We start from the raw sequence: 18950 nt of genomic DNA on the forward strand, positions 1-18950 counted from the left end.
GGAGCTACAGCCATGCCACTGAAGAACGCACAATATTACGCCATCATGCGGCAGTATGAACAGACACAGCTGAAAAATCACAATATCCAGGCAGAGCGCTATGAAGAAGTATACAGAAAGCTGCCTGAATTCAAGACACTGGACGAGTCCATCTCCGTCCTTTCTGTACAGTACGGCAAAAAGCTTTTAAACGGGGATGACCATGCTCTTTCTTCTTTAAAAGAAGAACTGGGGATCCTGAGAAAAAGCAAACAGGCTCTCCTCGCCTCCGGCGGGTTCCCGGAAGATTATCTTGATCCGGTCTACGACTGCCCGGACTGCCGGGATACCGGTTATATCGGAGATCAGAAATGCCACTGCTTCCGGCAGGCAGTCATCCGTCTTTTATACGAAGAATCTAACATCAAAGAATTTCCGACAGAGGCGTCTTTTGACAATTTCAGCCTTGATTTTTACTCGGATGCCCAGTATGATAAAACAACCGGGCGTTCTGCCCGTGCCATGATGGAGGATACGCTTCGCGTCTGCCATCAGTTTATCGATCATTTCGGGGAAAAATTTCAGAATCTTTTATTCTATGGGAGTGTGGGCGTGGGAAAAACATTTCTTTCCACGTGCATTGCCAGGGAGATCATGGACCGGGAATTTTCCGTGCTCTATTTCTCCGCTCCCCAGCTGTTCAGTGCATTGACGCAGAACAAGTTTGACCGGAATGATATCGACGCCAAAAATATGAGTGACTATATCTTCCACTGCGATCTTCTGATCATCGACGATCTGGGAAGTGAATACACCAACGCCTTTATCGCTTCACAGTTTTTTACCTGCATCAACGAAAGGCTTATACACAGGAAATCAACGATCATCTCCACCAACCTGTCCCTGGAATCCATCGCGGACCTCTATACCGAGCGTTCTTTTTCCAGGATCACAAGCAGCTATATCCTGCTGAAGATGATCGGTGATGATATACGAATCAAGAAAAAGTTAAATCACAGGGAGGAACATTAATGTTACGCCGAACAGAACGAATCTTGGAGAATATTCCGGTAGGCGCTCTGGGCCTTATCGCGCTGGAGGGATGCCAGGAACTGGGGAACAAAGTCAACGACTATCTCGTAAAATGGCGCCATGAAAGCGCTGCGGAATACAAGGATGATATCGCGTTTTCCGGTTATGAGAAAGATTCCTATCTCATCAATGCCAAAGTCCCGCGCTTTGGCTCCGGAGAAGCCAAAGGCATCCTCGGTGAGTCCATCCGCGGAAAGGATCTGTATCTGATGGTGGATGTGTGCAACTACAGCGTCACATATTCCCTTACCGGAAGGATCAATCATATGTCGCCTGACGACCATTTCCAGAATCTGAAACGGATCATTGCAGCTGTCGGCGGAAAAGCGCGGCGTCTTAACGTTATCATGCCTTTCCTTTATGAGAGCCGCCAGCACAAAAGAAGTTCCCGGGAATCTCTCGACTGTGCCCTTGCGCTCCAGGAACTGGTGCGTATGGGGGTGGATAATATCGTCACGTTTGACGCTCACGATCCGCGGGTGCAGAATGCTATCCCCTTAAGCGGATTTGAGACAGTTTCTCCCACTTATCAGTTTATAAAAGGGCTTCTGCGCAATGTAAAAGATCTGAAGATCGACAGCGATCACATGATGGCCATCAGCCCGGACGAAGGGGGTACGAACCGTGCCATTTATCTGGCCAATGTACTCGGCCTTGACATGGGGATGTTCTATAAGAGACGGGATTATACAAGGATCGTTGACGGACGCAATCCCATCGTCGCTCATGAGTTCCTTGGCAGCCCGGTAGAAGGAAAAGATGTGATCATCATTGACGACATGATCTCATCCGGAGACAGCATCATTGATGTGGCCACGGAATTAAAGCGCAGAAAAGCAAAACGCATCTATGCCGCCGCCACCTTCGGACTGTTTACCAACGGTATGGAAAAGTTTGACAAAGCCTATGAGGACGGTATCATAAACGGTATCCTTACCACAAACCTGATCTACCAGACTCCAGAGCTTCTGTCCCGGCCTTATTATATCAACTGTGATATGAGCAAATATGTCGCGCTCATCATCGATACACTGAACCACGACGGATCCATCAGCTCCTTCTTAAGCCCCAATGAACGGATCCAGAATGTTCTCAGGAAATATAAAAACGGGGAGCCGATTTAAACGGCTCTCTTTTGTGCCTATGAAAAAGAATATTTTATCAGATATCGCGTTTACTGTACTGATGCTGCTGGCAGCCACAGCAGTATCCTTTTGTTTTTTTCATTTTGGGAATAAGAATGCAGCCAACATCACCGTAATGTATACACTGGCGCTGATCCTGACCGCGCTGAAGACCCGCGGATACGTATATGGGATTCTTTCCGCGCTTTTCTGCGTGATCGCTGTTAATTTCTTTTTCTCATACCCATATTTTAAGTTTAATTTTACCCTGGACGGATATCCGGTCACGTTCCTTGGTATGCTGGCTATCGCCATCATCACCAGCACTACCACTACTGCCCTGAAGCGCCAGCGTATGGCGATCAGCGAACGGGAGAAAGCGCTTGCCGAGGCAGACAAGGAAAAGCTGCGGGCCAATCTTCTGCGGGCAGTCTCCCATGACCTGCGCACGCCCCTGACCAGCATCATCGGTTCTTCTTCCTCCTATCTGGAAAATTATGCGGAACTTACCGATGAGGAGCGGACAGAGCTTGTTTCCAACATTAAAGATGACTCACAGTGGCTGCTCAATATGGTGGAAAATCTGCTTACAGTGACCCGCATTAAAGATAATTCCGCGGACAAAGTAAAAAAATCACCTGAAGTGATAGAAGAAGTCGTGGCAGAGGCGATCCAGAGGCTGAAGAAACGTTTTCCTGACATTCGGATCAAAGTGGATATGCCCGGCGATTTTCTTATGCTTTCCATGGATCCTACTCTCATCGAGCAGGTCCTGATCAATCTGCTTGAAAATGCCTTTACTCACTCCGGAAGTACAGAACCCATTGACCTGATCATTCAGGAAAAGCCGGAATGTATCAGCTTTACAGTAAGAGATTACGGCCGCGGCATATCGGCAGAACAGCTTCCTCACATTTTTGAAGGACAGCAGATCTCTTCTGACCGGGCAGACGGACACAGAGGAATCGGGATCGGACTTTCTATCTGTAAAACGATCATACGGGCTCATGGAGGCGAGATAACAGCTTCGAACCATAACCTGTCCGCTTCCGGCGGGGCGCAGTTTACGTTTACTCTTCCAAAAGAAAAGGAGGATATGAGCGATGCCTAAATTCACAGTTCTGATCATCGAAGACGAAAAGAATATACAGACTTTTATGGGAAAAATTCTGAAGCGGCATGAATACCGTGTTCTCTGCGCGGATACCGGGGAGCAGGGTCTGGAGATGATCCGCTCTCAGTGCCCTGACATCATCCTTCTGGATCTTGGTCTGCCTGATATGGACGGCAGCGAGATCATCCAGGATATCCGCACGTGGACCAGCACACCTGTCATTGTCATATCCGCCCGGACAGCTGAACAGGAAAAGGTTTCCGCTCTTGACCTGGGTGCTGATGACTATCTTACAAAACCCTTCGGTACTTCTGAACTTCTGGCCCGCATCCGGGCGTCTCTGCGCCACAGCAACCGCCTGAACACAGACAGTGCCCTCTATATCCGTCCTTACAGACACGCAGGGATGACTCTTGATTTTTCCAGACGCCTGCTTACCATAGGGGACAGTGAGATCCACCTGACTCCCATTGAATATAAGATCGTGGCCTATCTGGCTCAGAATTCCGGGAAGGTCATCACTTACGCTTCCATCCTTTCCAATGTGTGGGGGCCTTACGCGGACAGCGACAATAAGATCCTCCGTGTAAATATGGCCAATATCCGGCGCAAGATCGAAGATGATCCCGCCCAGCCTAAATATATCTTTACTGAGGTGGGAGTAGGCTACCGTATGGCAGAGGATGAAGAAGAATAACTAAGTTTTCGTGTTAAGATTCTGCTAAGAACCCGCTGCTTCTGTTTCATTTACCGCGCGTTTCTTTTAAAATCAGTTATATATTTATTTTTTTACATAAGGAGTGTGCGGCATTATGAATATAGGTCTTCTTATCCTTACGATCTTAGGCGGAGCTGTCGGCGTTTTCTCCGTGCTTTATATCCTGATCAGCCTTCCTGTCACGATCATCCAGAAAATATACCGGAAAGCCCGTTTTGGCACTTCACTGTTTAAATAGTCTGCCAAAAGCGGTACTGTCCCAGGACAGATTGTCGGATTTGAAGAAATATCAGAACACATAACTGCCGCCCGGCTGAAATTTCAGCCGGGCGGCAGTTATTTTTATCAGAATCCTGTTCTGTTTCCATTATTCTTCTGTGCCAAGAACAACTTCTTCCGGCGCTTCAGATACTGCATTTTCTTCCTCTAAAGCTGCCGCGGTATTTTCATGCTCCGCAACTTCTTCGTCCGCTGTTTCTGATCCTTCTTCCAGATCCAGCTCCAGTTCTTTATCCATCCGGAAATCTGTGTTAAGTGCCACATCTCGGTACTTCTTCATACCCGTACCTGCCGGGATATGTTTCCCGATGATCACGTTCTCCTTCAATCCCACAAGGTGGTCTACCTTGCCCTTGATGGCAGCCTCGGTCAGCACTTTGGTCGTCTCCTGGAAGGATGCCGCGGACAGGAAGGAATCTGTGGCAAGAGATGCCTTTGTGATACCAAGCATAATCTGCTCGCCCACAGCAGGCTCTTTTCCTTCCGCCTCCATCTGCTCATTTACCTCATTGAATTCCAGTACATCCACCATAGTTCCCGGAAGGAATTCTGTGTCTCCCTTTTCTTCAATGCGGACTTTTTTAAGCATCTGACGCACGATCACTTCGATGTGCTTGTCATTGATATCAACACCCTGCAGACGGTATACACGCTGTACTTCCTGAAGCATATAGTCCTGTACAGCGCGCAGGCCCTTGATCTTCAGAATATCGTGAGGATTTACGCTTCCTTCTGTCAGCTCATCTCCGGCTTCCAGCTCCGCTCCGTCCTGCACCTTGATGCGGGATCCATATGGGATAAGGTAAGCTTTGGACTCACCTGTCTCATCATTCGTAACAATGATCTCCCTCTTCTTCTTTGTATCACTGATCGTCGCCTTTCCGGCAAATTCTGTGATGATCGCGAGACCCTTCGGTTTTCTGGCCTCGAAGAGCTCCTCCACACGGGGAAGACCCTGGGTAATATCGTCACCGGCGACTCCTCCTGTATGGAAGGTACGCATGGTAAGCTGGGTACCCGGCTCACCGATAGACTGAGCGGCAACGATTCCGACCGCCTCACCTACCTGAACGGCTTCTCCTGTCGCCATGTTGGCGCCATAACACTTGGAGCATACTCCGTTCTTGCACTTACAGGTAAGGATGGTACGGATCTTCACTTTTTCAAGCGGATTGCCGTTCTCATCCACGCCTTTCTTCGTCACGCGCTCCGCGCGGTGCGGTGTGATCATATGGTTCGCCTTGACGATCACATTGCCGTCTTTGTCCTTGATATCCTCACAGGAATAGCGTCCTGTAATACGCTCCTTGAGACTCTCGATCTCTTCGTTTCCATCCATGAACGCGTGTACATACATGCCGGGGATCTCCTCGCCCGGTTCTACACAGTCTGAATCATGGATGATCAGCTCCTGGGAAACGTCAACAAGTCGTCTCGTCAGGTAACCGGAGTCAGCCGTACGCAGGGCCGTATCCGACAGACCTTTCCGCGCTCCGTGGGCAGACATGAAATACTCCAGTACGTCCAGACCTTCACGGAAGTTTGATTTGATCGGCAGCTCGATGGTACGTCCTGTGGTGTCCGCCATCAGTCCACGCATGCCGGCAAGCTGTTTGATCTGCTTGTCAGAGCCACGGGCTCCGGAATCTGCCATCATAAAGATATTATTATATTTATCCAGACCGGAAAGCAGCGCGTCTGTCAGCTTATCGTCGGTTGCTTTCCATGTCTCTACAACTTCCTTGTAACGCTCTTCTTCCGTGATGAGACCACGTTTATAGTTCTTGGTGATCCGGTCAACGGTATTCTGCGCTTCCTCGATCAGCTGAGGCTTCTCCGGAGGCACGGTCATATCTGAAATAGATACAGTCATGGCCGCTCTTGTAGAATATTTATATCCGATGGATTTCACATCATCCAGCACTTCTGCTGTCTGCGTGGCGCCGTGGGTATTGATGACCTTTTCAAGGATCTGCTTTAACTGCTTCTTACCCACATGGAAATCGATCTCCAGCAGAAGTTCGTTTCCTTCCACTTCTCTGTCCACAAATCCCAGATCCTGAGGAATGATCTCGTTAAACAGCAGACGTCCCAGTGTGGCGTCAATCACACCGGTCTTCACAGTACCATCCGGCATTTTCTTTGAAACCCGCACCTTGATCTGTGAATGCAGCGTAATATAGCCGTTTTCATAAGCAAGGATCGCTTCGCTGGTGCTTCTGAAGAACATTCCCTCTCCCTTTGCGCCCGGTCTTACCTGGGTCAGATAATAGATACCCAGGACCATATCCTGCGAAGGTACGGCTACCGGACCTCCGTCAGACGGCTTCAGCAGGTTATTCGGGGAGAGCAGAAGGAACCGGCACTCAGCCTGAGCTTCCTGTGACAGCGGCACATGCACCGCCATCTGGTCTCCGTCGAAGTCCGCGTTGTACGCCGTACACACAAGGGGATGCAGCTTGATCGCCTTACCTTCCACAAGGATCGGCTCAAAAGCCTGGATACCCAGTCTGTGGAGCGTGGGGGCACGGTTCAGCATAACCGGATGCTCTTTGATGACCTCCTCCAGCACATCCCATACCTCCGGCTGGAGTCTCTCCACCATTTTCTTCGCGTTCTTTATATTATGAGCGGTACCATTGGCCACAAGTTCTTTCATAACGAAAGGCTTGAACAGCTCGATGGCCATCTCTTTCGGAAGACCGCACTGATAGATCTTCAGCTCCGGTCCTACCACGATAACGGAACGTCCGGAATAGTCCACACGTTTTCCAAGAAGATTCTGACGGAAACGTCCGGATTTTCCCTTCAGCATGTCAGACAGGGACTTCAGGGCACGGTTACCCGGGCCTGTCACCGGACGGCCACGGCGGCCGTTGTCGATCAGAGCATCCACTGCCTCCTGGAGCATCCGCTTCTCGTTGCGCACGATGATATCCGGAGCACCCAGCTCCAGCAGTCTCTTCAGACGGTTGTTCCTGTTGATGATACGCCGATACAGATCGTTCAGATCAGATGTAGCGAAACGTCCGCCGTCCAGCTGCACCATAGGACGCAGATCCGGCGGGATCACCGGTATTGCAGTCAGGATCATCCATTCCGGACGGTTTCCGGACTCTCGGAACGCCTCCACGACTTCCAGACGCTTCACGATCCTGGCGCGTTTCTGCCCTGTGGCATTTTCCAGCGCACCCTGCAGTTCATTATATTCCTTCTCAAGGTCAATGGCCTCAAGAAGCTCTTTGATGGCCTCGGCTCCCATTCCTACACGGAAGGCGCCGCTGCCCCATTTCTCTTTCTGCTCCTGGTATTCGGCCTCGGACAGGATCTGCTTATTCTGCAGGTCTGTCTCACCTTTGTCCAGAACGATATAGGAGGCAAAATACAGCACTCTCTCCAGTGTTCTCGGAGAAATATCCAGGATCAGTCCCATCCGGCTGGGAATTCCCTTAAAATACCAGATATGGGATACCGGAGCCGCCAGGGCGATATGTCCCATACGCTCGCGGCGCACACTGGCTTTCGTGACCTCAACGCCACACCGGTCACACACTACACCTTTATAACGGATTTTTTTGTACTTCCCGCAGTGGCACTCCCAGTCCTTGCTGGGCCCGAAGATCCTCTCGCAGAACAGACCATCCTTCTCCGGCTTTAATGTCCTGTAATTGATCGTCTCCGGCTTTGTGACCTCGCCTCTGGACCACTCCAGAATCTTTTCCGGTGAAGCCAGACCGATTCGGATCGCATCAAATGTTAACGGTTGATATTGTTTTTCGTTGTTATTTGGCATATATATGGCTCCTCCCAATTATTCTTCATCATAGCCGGAATACTCGTCGAATTCAAGGGCGTCCAGATCACTGTCGTCCGGTTCCTCCTCAGGCTCCACATCTTCAAGCTCCTCGCCCACGAACTCCTGCTCGGTGAATCCGTGGTCACCAAAGGATTCGTTCTCGTCGCGGTACTTTCTGTCGCCCTCGATGATATGGCGCAGGTCTGTCTCGCCGTAATCCACGTTCTCCATGATCTCCACCTCTGTGTTGTCGTCGCGCAGCACGCGGACATCCAGAGCCAGGGACTGGAGCTCTTTTAAGAGCACCTTGAAGGACTCGGGAACTCCCGGTTCCGGGATATTTTCTCCCTTGATGATCGCTTCGTAAGTCTTCACACGGCCTACCACATCGTCCGATTTCACAGTCAGGATCTCCTGCAGTGTATAAGACGCGCCGTAAGCCTCCAGAGCCCACACCTCCATCTCTCCGAAGCGCTGTCCGCCGAACTGTGCCTTACCGCCCAGCGGCTGCTGTGTGACGAGAGAGTATGGTCCGGTGGAACGGGCATGGATCTTGTCATCTACCAGATGGTGGAGCTTCAGGTAGTGCATGTGTCCGATGGTGACCGGACTGTCGAAGAACTCTCCGGTCCGTCCGTCACGCAGACGCACTTTACCGTCTCTTGAGATCGGCACACCCTTCCAGAGTTTTCTGTGTTCTCTGTTGTCAGAGAGGTACTGGAGCACTTCCGGAAGCAGTTCCTGTCCGTGCTTCTTCTCAAATTCCTCCCACTCAAGATTCACATAGTCATTGGCCAGATCAAGAGTGTCCATGATATCATTTTCATCCGCTCCGTCAAATACCGGAGTGGAAATATTAAATCCAAGTGCTTTTGCCGCAAGACTTAAATGGATCTCCAGCACCTGTCCGATGTTCATACGGGAGGGCACACCCAGCGGGTTCAACACGATATCCAGCGGACGTCCGTTGGGCAAAAACGGCATATCCTCCACCGGCAGCACGCGGGAAACAACACCCTTGTTTCCGTGACGTCCGGCCATCTTGTCACCCACGGAGATCTTTCTCTTCTGGGCGATATAGATACGGACTGCCTGGTTCACTCCCGGAGACAGTTCGTCGCCGTTCTCTCTGGTAAATACCTTCGCGTCCACGACGATCCCGTACTCTCCATGAGGCACCTTCAGGGAAGTGTCTCTTACTTCCCGGGCCTTCTCGCCGAAGATGGCTCGCAGCAGTCTCTCCTCCGCGGTCAGCTCCGTCTCACCCTTCGGTGTAACCTTGCCGACAAGGATATCGCCTGCGCGTACCTCCGCGCCGATACGGATAATACCTCTCTCATCCAGGTCCTTCAGGGCGTCATCGCCGACACCCGGGATATCTCTGGTGATCTCCTCAGGTCCCAGCTTTGTATCTCTGGCTTCCGCCTCATATTCCTCGATATGAACGGAAGTATAAACGTCATCCTGTACCAGTCTCTCACTTAAGAGGACCGCGTCCTCGTAGTTATATCCCTCCCAGGTCATGAATCCGATGAGCGGGTTCTTTCCGAGAGCCATCTCTCCGCCGGATGTAGACGGTCCGTCCGCGATGACCTGACCTTCTTCTACCACGTCCCCTTTATTTACGATCGGGCGCTGATTGTAGCAGTTGCTCTGATTGCTCCGCTGGAACTTGGTCAGCTTGTATGTCTTCTTTGTTCCGTCCTCATGACGGATCACGATCTCCGTGGAGGTGGAACTCTCAACGGTTCCTCCCTGCTCCGCAATAACACACACACCGGAGTCAACCGCTGCCTTCACTTCCATTCCCGTTCCCACTACCGGAGTCTCCGTCGTAAGAAGCGGCACGGCCTGACGCTGCATGTTGGATCCCATAAGTGCGCGGTTGGCATCGTCGTTCTCAAGGAACGGGATCAGTGCCGTCGCGACCGAGAACACCATCTTCGGAGAAACGTCCATGTAGTCGAACTTGCTTCTCTCGTACTCCTGGGTCTCCTCCCGGTAACGTCCGGACACATTCTTATGGATAAAGTGGCCTTCCTCATCCAGCGGGGTATTCGCCTGAGCCACATGGTAATTATCTTCCTCATCCGCGGTCATGTAGATGACCTCATCTGTGACCACCGGATTCTCCGGATCTGTTTTGTCGATCTTGCGGTACGGCGCCTCAATAAAACCGTACTGATTGATCCTGGCATAACATGCCAGAGAGTTGATCAGACCGATGTTGGGACCTTCAGGGGTCTCGATGGGACACATTCTTCCGTAGTGGGAATAATGCACGTCGCGGACCTCGAATCCGGCCCGGTCTCTCGACAGACCTCCGGGACCCAGAGCAGACAGACGTCTCTTGTGGGTCAACTCTCCCAGCGGGTTGTTCTGATCCATGAACTGAGACAGCTGAGAGGAGCCGAAGAACTCTTTCACTGCCGCTGTCACGGGCTTGATATTGATCAGTGACTGAGGAGAGATCCCCTCCTGATCCTGTGTGGTCATACGCTCACGGACAACTCTCTCCAGTCTGGACAGACCGATCCGGTACTGATTCTGGAGCAGCTCGCCCACCGCACGGATCCGGCGGTTGCCCAGATGGTCGATATCGTCGTCATTTCCAAGTCCATACTCAAGATGGATATTATAGTTAATGGACGCAAGAATGTCATCCCTCGTGATATGTTTCGGGATCAGATCATGGATATCTCTCCGGATCATCCGCTTCATCTCGTCGATATCCCCTGCGGACTCCTCAATGATCCCTGCCAGGACCGGATAGTACACCTGCTCGGTCACACCCACTTCCTTCGGATCGATGTCCACGATCGCCTGAAGATCTACCATCATATTGGAAAGGACTTTGATATTCCTGGTCTCGTCCTCCCCCTCTACCCAAAGAAACGCCGCCGCGGAATTCTGGATCGCGTCCGCGATCTCCCGGGTAAGCTTTGTCCCTTTTTCAGCCACAACTTCTCCGGTCAGCGGACTCACTACATCCTCTGCCAGGATCTGTCCGTTCACCCGGTTCCTGAGCATCAGCTTCTTATTGAATTTATAACGACCCACTTTGGCCAGGTCATACCTTCTCGGATCAAAGAACATACTGTTGATCAGGCTTTCCGCGCTGTCCACCGCCAGCGGCTCTCCGGGACGGATCTTTTTGTACAGCTCTAACAGACCCTCCTGATAATTCTCAGCAGTGTCCTTACCAAAACTTGCGAGGATCTTGGGCTCCTCGCCGAACATCTCTATGATCTCCGCGTTCGTACCCACTCCAAGAGCGCGGATCAGTACTGTGATCGGTACTTTCCTCGTACGGTCAACGCGCACATAAAAAACGTCGTTGGAGTCTGTCTCATACTCAAGCCATGCGCCTCTGTTGGGGATGACCGTCGCAGAATAGAGTTTCTTTCCAAGTTTGTCATGGGCGATGCCATAATAAATCCCTGGGGAACGAACAAGCTGACTGACAATGACACGCTCCGCGCCATTGATAACAAACGTTCCTGTCTTTGTCATCAGAGGAAGATCTCCCATGAAAATCTCATGTTCATTGATCTCATCAGTCTCTTTGTTGTGGAGCCTCACCCTCACCTTCAGGGGTGCCGCATATGTCGCGTCGCGCTCTTTGCACTCATCGATCGTGTACTTCACATCGTCTTCACAGAGCGTGAAATCTACAAACTCCAGACTCAGATGTCCGCTGTAGTCAGCGATCGGGGAAATATCGTCGAATACTTCTTTCAGGCCTTCATCCAGAAACCACTGGTAGGAATCCTTCTGAACCTCAATAAGATTCGGCATCTCCAATACTTCCTTCTGCCTGGAATAGCTCATGCGGAAGCCTTTTCCGGTTTTGATGGGACGGATCCTGTTTTTCTCCATTGACGTTTTCACTCCTCCTGGTATTCTCTATTTATAACGAAAAAGAGCCATGTGACAGTAATTTCTGCCGCTAATATGGCATACCTTTCCATAATAGTGCATTTTTTACTATAACACAAAGCTCTTTTTATTGTCAACAACTATTTTATAGGTTTTTCTTGACATTTTCCCCCATATATGATATCATTACGCCTTCATTCGACAACGCACTGTACAAAAAGCCGCAGAAAAATTTTTCTGCGGCTTTCCTTTTCCCAAGGGGATTATTTCATGTTAACTTCTGCGCCTTCAGCCTCAAGTTTAGCCTTGATCTCCTCAGCCTCAGCCTTGGAAACGCCTTCTTTGACTACCTTCGGAGCGTTGTCAACAAGTTCTTTCGCCTCTTTCAGTCCAAGACCTGTGATCTCACGTACAGCCTTGATAACTTTAACCTTGGAAGCGCCTGCGGAAACAAGCTCTACATCAAACTCATCCTTCTCCTCAGCAGCTGCTGCCTCTCCGCCTGCTGCCGCAACTACAACGCCTGCTGCTGCAGATACGCCGAACTCTTCTTCACAAGCTTTTACAAGCTCATTCAGCTCTAATACTGATAACTCTTTGATCGCTTCGATCATTTCAGCTGTTGTCAATTTAGCCATTTTCATATCCTCCATTTTCTTTATTGATTATTTTCTTACATTTCATCCCCGTCCGGGGTTCCGTATCTTCCGGATCTTATGCGTCTGCTTCCGGAGTCTCAGCCGCTGCTTCCTCTGCCGGAGCTTCTGCCGGCTCAGCTGCTGCCTCTTCTGCCGGGGCCTCAGCAGGCTCAGCCGCCGCTTCTTCCGCCGGAGCTTCTGTCGGCTCTACTGCTGCCGCGCCGCCTTTTTCCGCGAGCTGATTAAGCACACGAGCAAAGTTGGCGATGGGTGACTGCAAGCTTCCAAGCAGTTTGGAGAGAAGTTCTTCTCTTGACGGGATCTTGGAAAGTTCTGTAAGTCCCGCAACATCATAGACCGTTCCCTCTACAACTCCGCCCTTTAACTCCAGTGCCGGAGCGTCCTTCGCAAATTTGCAGATGATTCTTGCCGGTGCTGTCGCGTCATCCTTTGAGACCGCAATCGCGCTGGGTCCTTCCAGGCAGCTTTCAAGACCTTCAAACTCAGTTCCTTCAAAAGCTCTCTTCATCATCGTGTTTTTGTAAACTTTGTAGATGATGCCTGCTTCTCTGAGCTGCTTACGGAGCTCTGTGTCCTGGGCAACTGTAAGTCCACGATAATCAACAAGAACAACCGCCTGAGCATCTTTGATCTCTTCTGCGATCGCCTGCACGATCGGCTGTTTTAATTCAACCTTTGCCACTTTCTGGTACACCTCCTTATTTTATTCGCGTGTACTGCCAAAGTTAAATTGAGGCCGTATAATAAAAACCTCCGCGTCCAAAGACACGAAGGTTTGTAAATTCATACTTATCGTAATAAATCTAACTCTCCTCGGTAGGCGGAACATACTCTTACGCTTTACAGCACCTACTGTCTTCGGCAGTTGCTAATATACATTAGCATATCTGTCTCCCGCTGTCAAGCGTTTTCAAAAGTTATGTTTTCAAAAGTTATTGACAGATGTTTCTTCCGTATCATTTCCCTTTATTTCAAAAAGTCCTCCGTGTTTCTTCTCTAATCTAATTCCTTCTTGCGTGTAAATCACAGTTTTTATATAATCAGATTGAAAATCTATCTGTATCAGGTCCAGAACAGTTCTTATAACATACATAGACAGGAGTGACAGATAATGTATAAAATACTGATTGCCGATGATGAAGAACTGGAAAGAAAATCTCTGCATATATTCTTTTCACGTAATTTTTCAGATGTTATGCTTCTTCCGGATGCCGTTAACGGAGCCGAGGTTGTCGAAACTGCTCTCCATCAGAAACCGGATATCCTTATACTTGATATAGAAATGCCCGGACTTAATGGTCTGGAGGCGCTTAAAATCATCCGCCAGACCAACCATTTCATCCATGTCATAATCAAGACAGCATACAGCAAGTTTGATTATGCTCAGGAGGCATTAAATCTGCACGCAGATTTTTTTCTTCTTAAACCCGTAAAAAAAGACGAGCTGAAATCGTGTATTAAACAGATCATTGCCCAGATCAAGCAGGAGGCCGGAAAGGTAGAATCGACTTTTTCACAGAACAGCTCTATTTCCAAAATTGCCCTTCTATCTTCGATCCTGCACAGTTGGACAAACGACGCAGATATTTGCAGATACGCCGAAAATTTAAATATAAATTTTCAATCCGGATTCATGTTGTTGATGGCTTTCCCTAATCCGGATTCTCTCAGGAAGTCCTCCGTGATTAAGTTTCTGGAACAGAAAATGCCGGTAGTAACTGATTTTGTCCTGGGTGCTTTTGAAAATGAGATCCTTCCCGTCATGTGTTATTCCGATATTCCCTCAGCTTCTAAGGAAAAAGACAAAAGTGAACTTGGCCGGATTCTCTCTTCATGGATTACTGGTGAGTTTCATGTCACACCTGTTATTTATTCTGGAAAAACGGTGTCAAATATCATAGAGCTTCGCGCTTCCTGGCTGGATGCGCTGAAACAACTCGGAAAACAGCCAAGTTTCCACACGCCGGAGCTTCCGGAAAATGACACATTAAAAAAAGTGCTGGACTACATTCACCAGCACTATTACGAAGATATTTCTTTAGAACGGCTCGCAGAGTATGTGAAAATAAACCCTAGTTATCTAAGCCACTTGTTCCGGGCAAAACTGAACAGAAATTATACTGATTATCTTAATGAATATCGTATTGGCCAGGCTGTCCGCCTCATGCAGGAAGGCATAACCGGAACCCAAGAACTTGCTTTACGGGTCGGCTATACATATCCTTCCTATTTCTGCAGGCTTTTCAAAAAATACACAGGCTATACGATCGGAGATTTCAAGAAAGAACTTTAACGGCAGGGGACTGTGATCAAGATCCAGGTCCCCTGCCCTGTCTGAGATTCTACATGAAACAAAAATTCTGTTCCAAAATAGCCTTCCAGTCTCCCAAATACATTACTCAGTCCAATCCCGTTCGAAACCACTCCGGCCATACCTTCTTTTCCCGTATTTCTGATCTGCTCCAGTTTTTCTCTGGCCATTCCTCTTCCGTCATCTCTGACAGAAATCTCCAGTCTGTCCTCATCTTTTTTGATCCTCAGCCAAATATTCCCTCCCTCTGTTCTGCTCCCCATCCCATGAATGACAGAATTTTCTACCAACGGCTGACACACAAGCGCCGGGATATGACACCCGGATACAGAAATATCATAGTCCAGATGAATCCGTATTCTGTCTCCAAAACGCATCTTGATAATCTTGATATAATCCCGGATATTTTTCACTTCATCGCCCACTGTTACAAGATGGCTGCAGTCTTTCAGATTATACCGGAAATAATCGGAAACTGCTGTGAGCATATTTTCTGTCTGTTCTGCATTTTCCAGATATGCCATCTGGGCGCAGCTGTTCAGCGTGTTAAACATAAAGTGCGGATTGATCCGTGCCTGCATAGCCTTGATCTCACTTTCTTTCAACAGTTTCTCCAGTCTGTTTTTCTCTTCAAGCTGTGCCATCTGCATTTCGATACGGGACACCATATGATCAAAGGATTTGAAAAGTCTTTCGACTTCATCCTCTTCTTCCCGTATATTGCTGTTTTCTTCTTCCGCCCGGAAAACAGCCGCCCTGTACGCGATAGCCGAAATCGGTCTCAAAACTCTCCAGTGAAACCAGTAGATCATCAGTATAATGATGCCTGCTGCCAGCAGACACACGACCAGAATCCTCGTGTATGCAATCGCTTCCTGATTCTGTATCTCCGCCTGCTTCGCTTCATTGTATTCCTGCATGGCATAATGAATCTGCTCATAATATCCATCGATCAGATCACTGGTGTAGAGAATATCTGCATAATATTGGTAATCCTCTTCCCCACTCTCCAGAAGGGACATCCCTGTCTCGACCTTTTCTTCCAGCGTATCCAGCATATTAAAGTAATCTTCTGCCTGTCTGATATAATAGCTGTCCAGAACTGCCGTCCTGAGTCCTTCCTTTTCCTGGCGGAAATGTTCCAGACACTTTTCTATACTGTCTCTGTTTTCTTCTGAGGCTGAAAGATAATAATTATAGTAGGCTGTAACTACGTCCTTTGCCATGCTGTTCACATCATAAACGCTTCTGTTAACATTCAGCAGGGCATTCAGCTCATTTTTCTGCCATGTCAGTGTCCAGAAAAGAGTGATACTGATAAAAAGAAAACACAGCCCGATCAAAAAAATACAGATATGAAATCTGCTCTTTACTGTTATTTTCTTTGTTTTCATCAGATATCACCCCGTTGTTATGATTTTGTAGCAAGCTGCATAATATATTCCTGGGTCGCGTCTGCTTTCTCCACTTCTCCGGCCACATGCCCCTGTGCCAGTACCAGGATACGGTCTGACATCGCGAGCAGTTCCGGAAGCTCTGAGGATATCATAATGATGGCCATACCCCGGGCGGCAAGCTGTACCATGATCTTGTAGATCTCATATTTGGTTCCCACATCGATCCCCCTTGTAGGCTCATCCAGAATAAGAATGTCCGGCTCTTTCATAAGCCATTTGCTCAGCACAACTTTCTGCTGATTCCCGCCGGAAAGAGTATTGAGTTTTACATGTATATTATTCGCCTTAATCTTCAGTTCATCAAAAAATCTGGAGCTTTTTTCTTCCTCGATCTTTCTGCTCAGTATACCATGGCGCCCGATCTCTTTCAACGAGGCCAGCGTCATATTTTCAGCAATCCCCATTTCAGAAATATAGCCGTTTTGTTTTCTTTCCTCTGTGACAAGCGCTATTTTGCTGCGGATAGCGTCCGCAGGATTTTTGATTTTCAGCACCTTTCCGTTCATCTCAATTGTCCCGGATATCCTTGGAAGATTCCCAAAGACCGCGTTTACCAGTTCACTTCGCCCTGCGCCAACCAGCCCGCCGATCCCCAGGATCTCACCTTTCCGGACTTCAAAAGACACATGTTCTACAATATTGAGCTTTCTGTTCTGAGGATGAGGAACTGTTATATCACTGACCCGAAGAACAGCTTCGCCGATACTCCCGGTCTTTGCCGGATACAGAGTACCGATCTTTCTGCCTACCATCTCCGCGATAATCTCCTCCTGACTGAACATTCCTCTCTCATGCGCATTGATTACTTTCCCGTCTCTCATAACTACGATCCGGTCTGAATGTTCAAACACTTCATCCAGCTTATGAGAAATCAGGATACAGGTATATCCCTCTTCTTTAAGGCGGTTCATCAGACGGAACAACGTCTCGGATTCCGCGTCAGTCAAAGATGCTGTAGGCTCATCCAGAACAAGGATTCTTGGATGCCTTGCCAGTGCTCTGGCTATAGAGATAAGCTGCTGCCTGCTGGTAGTAACATTGCGCAGGATTTCCTGGGGCCTGACGTCCGCTCCCACCATTTCTATATACCGTTCCGCCTCCTTCTCCATTTTCCTCCAGTCCAGGATTTTTCCGAACTTTTTCCAGTTCCCCAGAAAAAGGTTCTCCGCAACAGAAAAATCCAGATGCATGTTCAGCTCCTGATAGATCATGGCGATCCCTGCCTTCTCCGACTGTCCGGTATTGACAAATTTCATTCTCTCGCCGTCGATCAGGATCTCCCCGGAATAACTGTCATAGCTGTATGATCCGCTTAAGACCTTCATCAACGTACTTTTCCCGGCTCCGTTTTCTCCGCATATTGACAGGATCTCGCCTCTGCGCGCCGTAAGCGTCACATCATCCAGTGCTTTTACCCCGGGAAATTCCTTCGTTATATGGTTCATCTGTAGAATAACATCGTTCATGCCTTTCCTCCCGTCATTTTCCGGACAGTTTTCTCAAACGAATAGTGTCCATCGCCACAGCAGCAATCATGATGGCTCCAATAGCAATCTTCTGCCAGTACACGGAAACATGAAGCAAAACCATCGCATTAGACAGCACCTCCATCAGAGCGCACCCCAGTACTGTCCCCCATACAGATCCGTACCCGCCGTACATGCTTGTCCCGCCAATAATGACAGCAGCAACCGCCGTCATTTCCCAGCCGTCTCCGGTATTCGGCTGTGCCGAATTCAACCGGGCCGCCATCAGAATCCCTACAAATCCTGCCAGCATCGATACAAAAATATGAGCAGAAAACATCACTTTATTTACCGGAATCCCGGACAGGCGGGACGTTTCTCTGTTGCCGCCCACAGCCATCAGGCTTCTCCCATATGCGGTCTTTTTTATGACAAACTGAGCAATCAATACTATAACAACAGCTATGTATACAGAATAGGGAATCCCCAGCAGAGTCCCCTGTCCTATTTTATTAAACGCATCCGGAAGTGGATAGTACGGTTCGCCTTTTGTCATAACATTTACAATTCCCCGGGCAATATACATCGTTCCCAAGGTCGCGATCAGCGCCGGGATCCTGACATTCACAATCAAGACTGCGTTTACCAGTCCTATCAGGGCCGCTCCCGCCAGCCCTGTAAGGATGGCAATAACAACGGGAATTCCGTTCACCATGGCTGCTCCCGCCAGCGCTCCTCCGAAGGCCATAACAGAACCGATAGACATATCCAGGCTGGCCCCGAACAGTACATATGTTACTCCCACGCTTACGATCAGAAGAAACGAAATCGACCGTGCCAGGTCAATCATATTGGATACTGAAAAAAATACCGGATTCAGTATCCCGGTTATAATGCAGAGAAGAACAAATGGGAGCACTTTGGCTATATCCTGCTTATTTATCCTGAGTTTTGTATTCATTGTTCACACTCTCTCCTTAATTTCTATTCAGATGCCCTGCCGGAAACGACAGGGCATCTGTTCATCCTGTCCGCTAAACTGTGTCCTTATCCACAGAATGGATTCTTCCCGTTCC

13 protein-coding genes and 1 other annotated feature are annotated in these 18950 nt (G+C 48.9%); of the genes, 6 read left to right on the plus strand and 7 right to left on the minus strand.

What is annotated here, in order from left to right:
* The first annotated feature begins 12 nt into the window (after window positions 1–12).
* The 5 genes from BQ7367_RS03135 to BQ7367_RS14530 all read left to right on the plus strand — a co-directional run bounded on the left by BQ7367_RS03135 (window position 13) and on the right by BQ7367_RS14530 (window position 4265).
* Window positions 13–1011, plus strand: coding sequence for an ATP-binding protein (locus BQ7367_RS03135; RefSeq protein ID WP_072524182.1), 999 nt, complete (start codon window positions 13–15; stop codon window positions 1009–1011).
* Entirely contained in the window at window positions 1011–2195 is a 1185-nt protein-coding gene (locus tag BQ7367_RS03140) for a ribose-phosphate pyrophosphokinase (RefSeq protein ID WP_072524183.1), read from the plus strand. The genes BQ7367_RS03135 and BQ7367_RS03140 overlap by 1 nt, the downstream gene beginning before the upstream one ends.
* 19 nt (window positions 2196–2214) lie before the next feature.
* The gene (locus BQ7367_RS03145; protein ID WP_072524184.1) at window positions 2215–3306 is read left to right on the plus strand and encodes a sensor histidine kinase; all 1092 of its coding nucleotides are present in this window, start codon (window positions 2215–2217) and stop codon (window positions 3304–3306) included.
* Complete coding sequence (locus BQ7367_RS03150) at window positions 3299–4006, plus strand: response regulator (protein ID WP_072524185.1); 708 nt, start codon at window positions 3299–3301, stop codon at window positions 4004–4006. Before BQ7367_RS03145 ends, BQ7367_RS03150 begins: the two co-directional genes overlap by 8 nt.
* 115 nt (window positions 4007–4121) lie before the next feature.
* Complete coding sequence (locus BQ7367_RS14530) at window positions 4122–4265, plus strand: hypothetical protein (RefSeq protein ID WP_200786692.1); 144 nt, start codon at window positions 4122–4124, stop codon at window positions 4263–4265.
* Between the two features lie 129 nt (window positions 4266–4394).
* Here the strand turns inward: BQ7367_RS14530 and rpoC are convergent, their stop codons facing one another.
* From rpoC to rplJ, 4 genes are all read right to left on the minus strand, one after another.
* A complete protein-coding gene (gene rpoC / locus BQ7367_RS03155; protein WP_072524186.1) occupies window positions 4395–8099 on the minus strand; it encodes a DNA-directed RNA polymerase subunit beta' in 3705 nt (1234 codons plus the stop codon).
* A gap of 18 nt (window positions 8100–8117) precedes the next feature.
* On the minus strand, window positions 8118–11981 hold the full coding sequence (gene rpoB / locus BQ7367_RS03160) for a DNA-directed RNA polymerase subunit beta (RefSeq protein WP_072524187.1): 3864 nt from the start codon (window positions 11979–11981) through the stop codon (window positions 8118–8120).
* Window positions 11982–12244: 263 nt separating this feature from the next.
* Window positions 12245–12610 carry a 50S ribosomal protein L7/L12 gene (gene rplL, locus BQ7367_RS03165; protein WP_200786753.1) on the minus strand — a complete coding sequence of 122 codons (366 nt, stop codon included), beginning with the start codon at window positions 12608–12610 and terminating at the stop codon, window positions 12245–12247.
* 85 nt (window positions 12611–12695) lie between these two features.
* Window positions 12696–13322 (minus strand): 50S ribosomal protein L10, encoded by a 627-nt coding sequence (rplJ, locus tag BQ7367_RS03170; RefSeq protein ID WP_072524189.1) that lies wholly within the window; start codon window positions 13320–13322, stop codon window positions 12696–12698.
* A gap of 53 nt (window positions 13323–13375) precedes the next feature.
* Window positions 13376–13520, minus strand: a sequence feature (ribosomal protein L10 leader region).
* 231 nt (window positions 13521–13751) lie between these two features.
* On the opposite strand from rplJ, the gene BQ7367_RS03175 reads away from it, so the two are divergent.
* Complete coding sequence (locus tag BQ7367_RS03175; protein WP_072524190.1) at window positions 13752–14933, plus strand: response regulator transcription factor; 1182 nt, start codon at window positions 13752–13754, stop codon at window positions 14931–14933.
* Here the strand turns inward: BQ7367_RS03175 and BQ7367_RS03180 are convergent.
* The 3 genes from BQ7367_RS03180 to BQ7367_RS03190 are packed head-to-tail and all read right to left on the minus strand — an operon-like array spanning window position 14930 to window position 18835.
* Complete coding sequence (locus BQ7367_RS03180) at window positions 14930–16345, minus strand: sensor histidine kinase (protein ID WP_072524191.1); 1416 nt, start codon at window positions 16343–16345, stop codon at window positions 14930–14932. The genes BQ7367_RS03175 and BQ7367_RS03180 overlap by 4 nt on opposite strands.
* A 17-nt stretch (window positions 16346–16362) precedes the next feature.
* Window positions 16363–17874, minus strand: coding sequence for a sugar ABC transporter ATP-binding protein (locus tag BQ7367_RS03185; RefSeq protein WP_072524192.1), 1512 nt, complete (start codon window positions 17872–17874; stop codon window positions 16363–16365).
* 13 nt (window positions 17875–17887) lie between these two features.
* Window positions 17888–18835, minus strand: a complete 948-nt coding sequence (locus BQ7367_RS03190) for an ABC transporter permease (protein WP_072524193.1) — start codon at window positions 18833–18835, stop codon at window positions 17888–17890.
* Window positions 18836–18950: the final 115 nt, after the last annotated feature.

It is taken from the genome of Clostridium sp. Marseille-P3244 (genome assembly GCF_900120155.1).
In the GTDB taxonomy this organism is placed as follows: domain Bacteria; phylum Bacillota; class Clostridia; order Lachnospirales; family Lachnospiraceae; genus Mediterraneibacter.

What these genes read in the sequence shown, in the direction of transcription:
- BQ7367_RS03135 (WP_072524182.1), top strand. Translation starts at nt 13, where the DNA reads ATGCCACTGAAGAACGCACAATATTACGCCATCATGCGGCAGTATGAA.
- BQ7367_RS03140 (WP_072524183.1), top strand. Translation starts at nt 1,011, where the DNA reads ATGTTACGCCGAACAGAACGAATCTTGGAGAATATTCCGGTAGGCGCT.
- BQ7367_RS03145 (WP_072524184.1), top strand. Translation starts at nt 2,215, where the DNA reads ATGAAAAAGAATATTTTATCAGATATCGCGTTTACTGTACTGATGCTG.
- BQ7367_RS03150 (WP_072524185.1), top strand. Translation starts at nt 3,299, where the DNA reads ATGCCTAAATTCACAGTTCTGATCATCGAAGACGAAAAGAATATACAG.
- BQ7367_RS14530 (WP_200786692.1), top strand. Translation starts at nt 4,122, where the DNA reads ATGAATATAGGTCTTCTTATCCTTACGATCTTAGGCGGAGCTGTCGGC.
- rpoC (WP_072524186.1), bottom strand. Translation starts at nt 8,099, where the DNA reads ATGCCAAATAACAACGAAAAACAATATCAACCGTTAACATTTGATGCG.
- rpoB (WP_072524187.1), bottom strand. Translation starts at nt 11,981, where the DNA reads ATGGAGAAAAACAGGATCCGTCCCATCAAAACCGGAAAAGGCTTCCGC.
- BQ7367_RS03175 (WP_072524190.1), top strand. Translation starts at nt 13,752, where the DNA reads ATGTATAAAATACTGATTGCCGATGATGAAGAACTGGAAAGAAAATCT.
- BQ7367_RS03180 (WP_072524191.1), bottom strand. Translation starts at nt 16,345, where the DNA reads ATGAAAACAAAGAAAATAACAGTAAAGAGCAGATTTCATATCTGTATT.
- BQ7367_RS03185 (WP_072524192.1), bottom strand. Translation starts at nt 17,874, where the DNA reads ATGAACGATGTTATTCTACAGATGAACCATATAACGAAGGAATTTCCC.
- BQ7367_RS03190 (WP_072524193.1), bottom strand. Translation starts at nt 18,835, where the DNA reads ATGAATACAAAACTCAGGATAAATAAGCAGGATATAGCCAAAGTGCTC.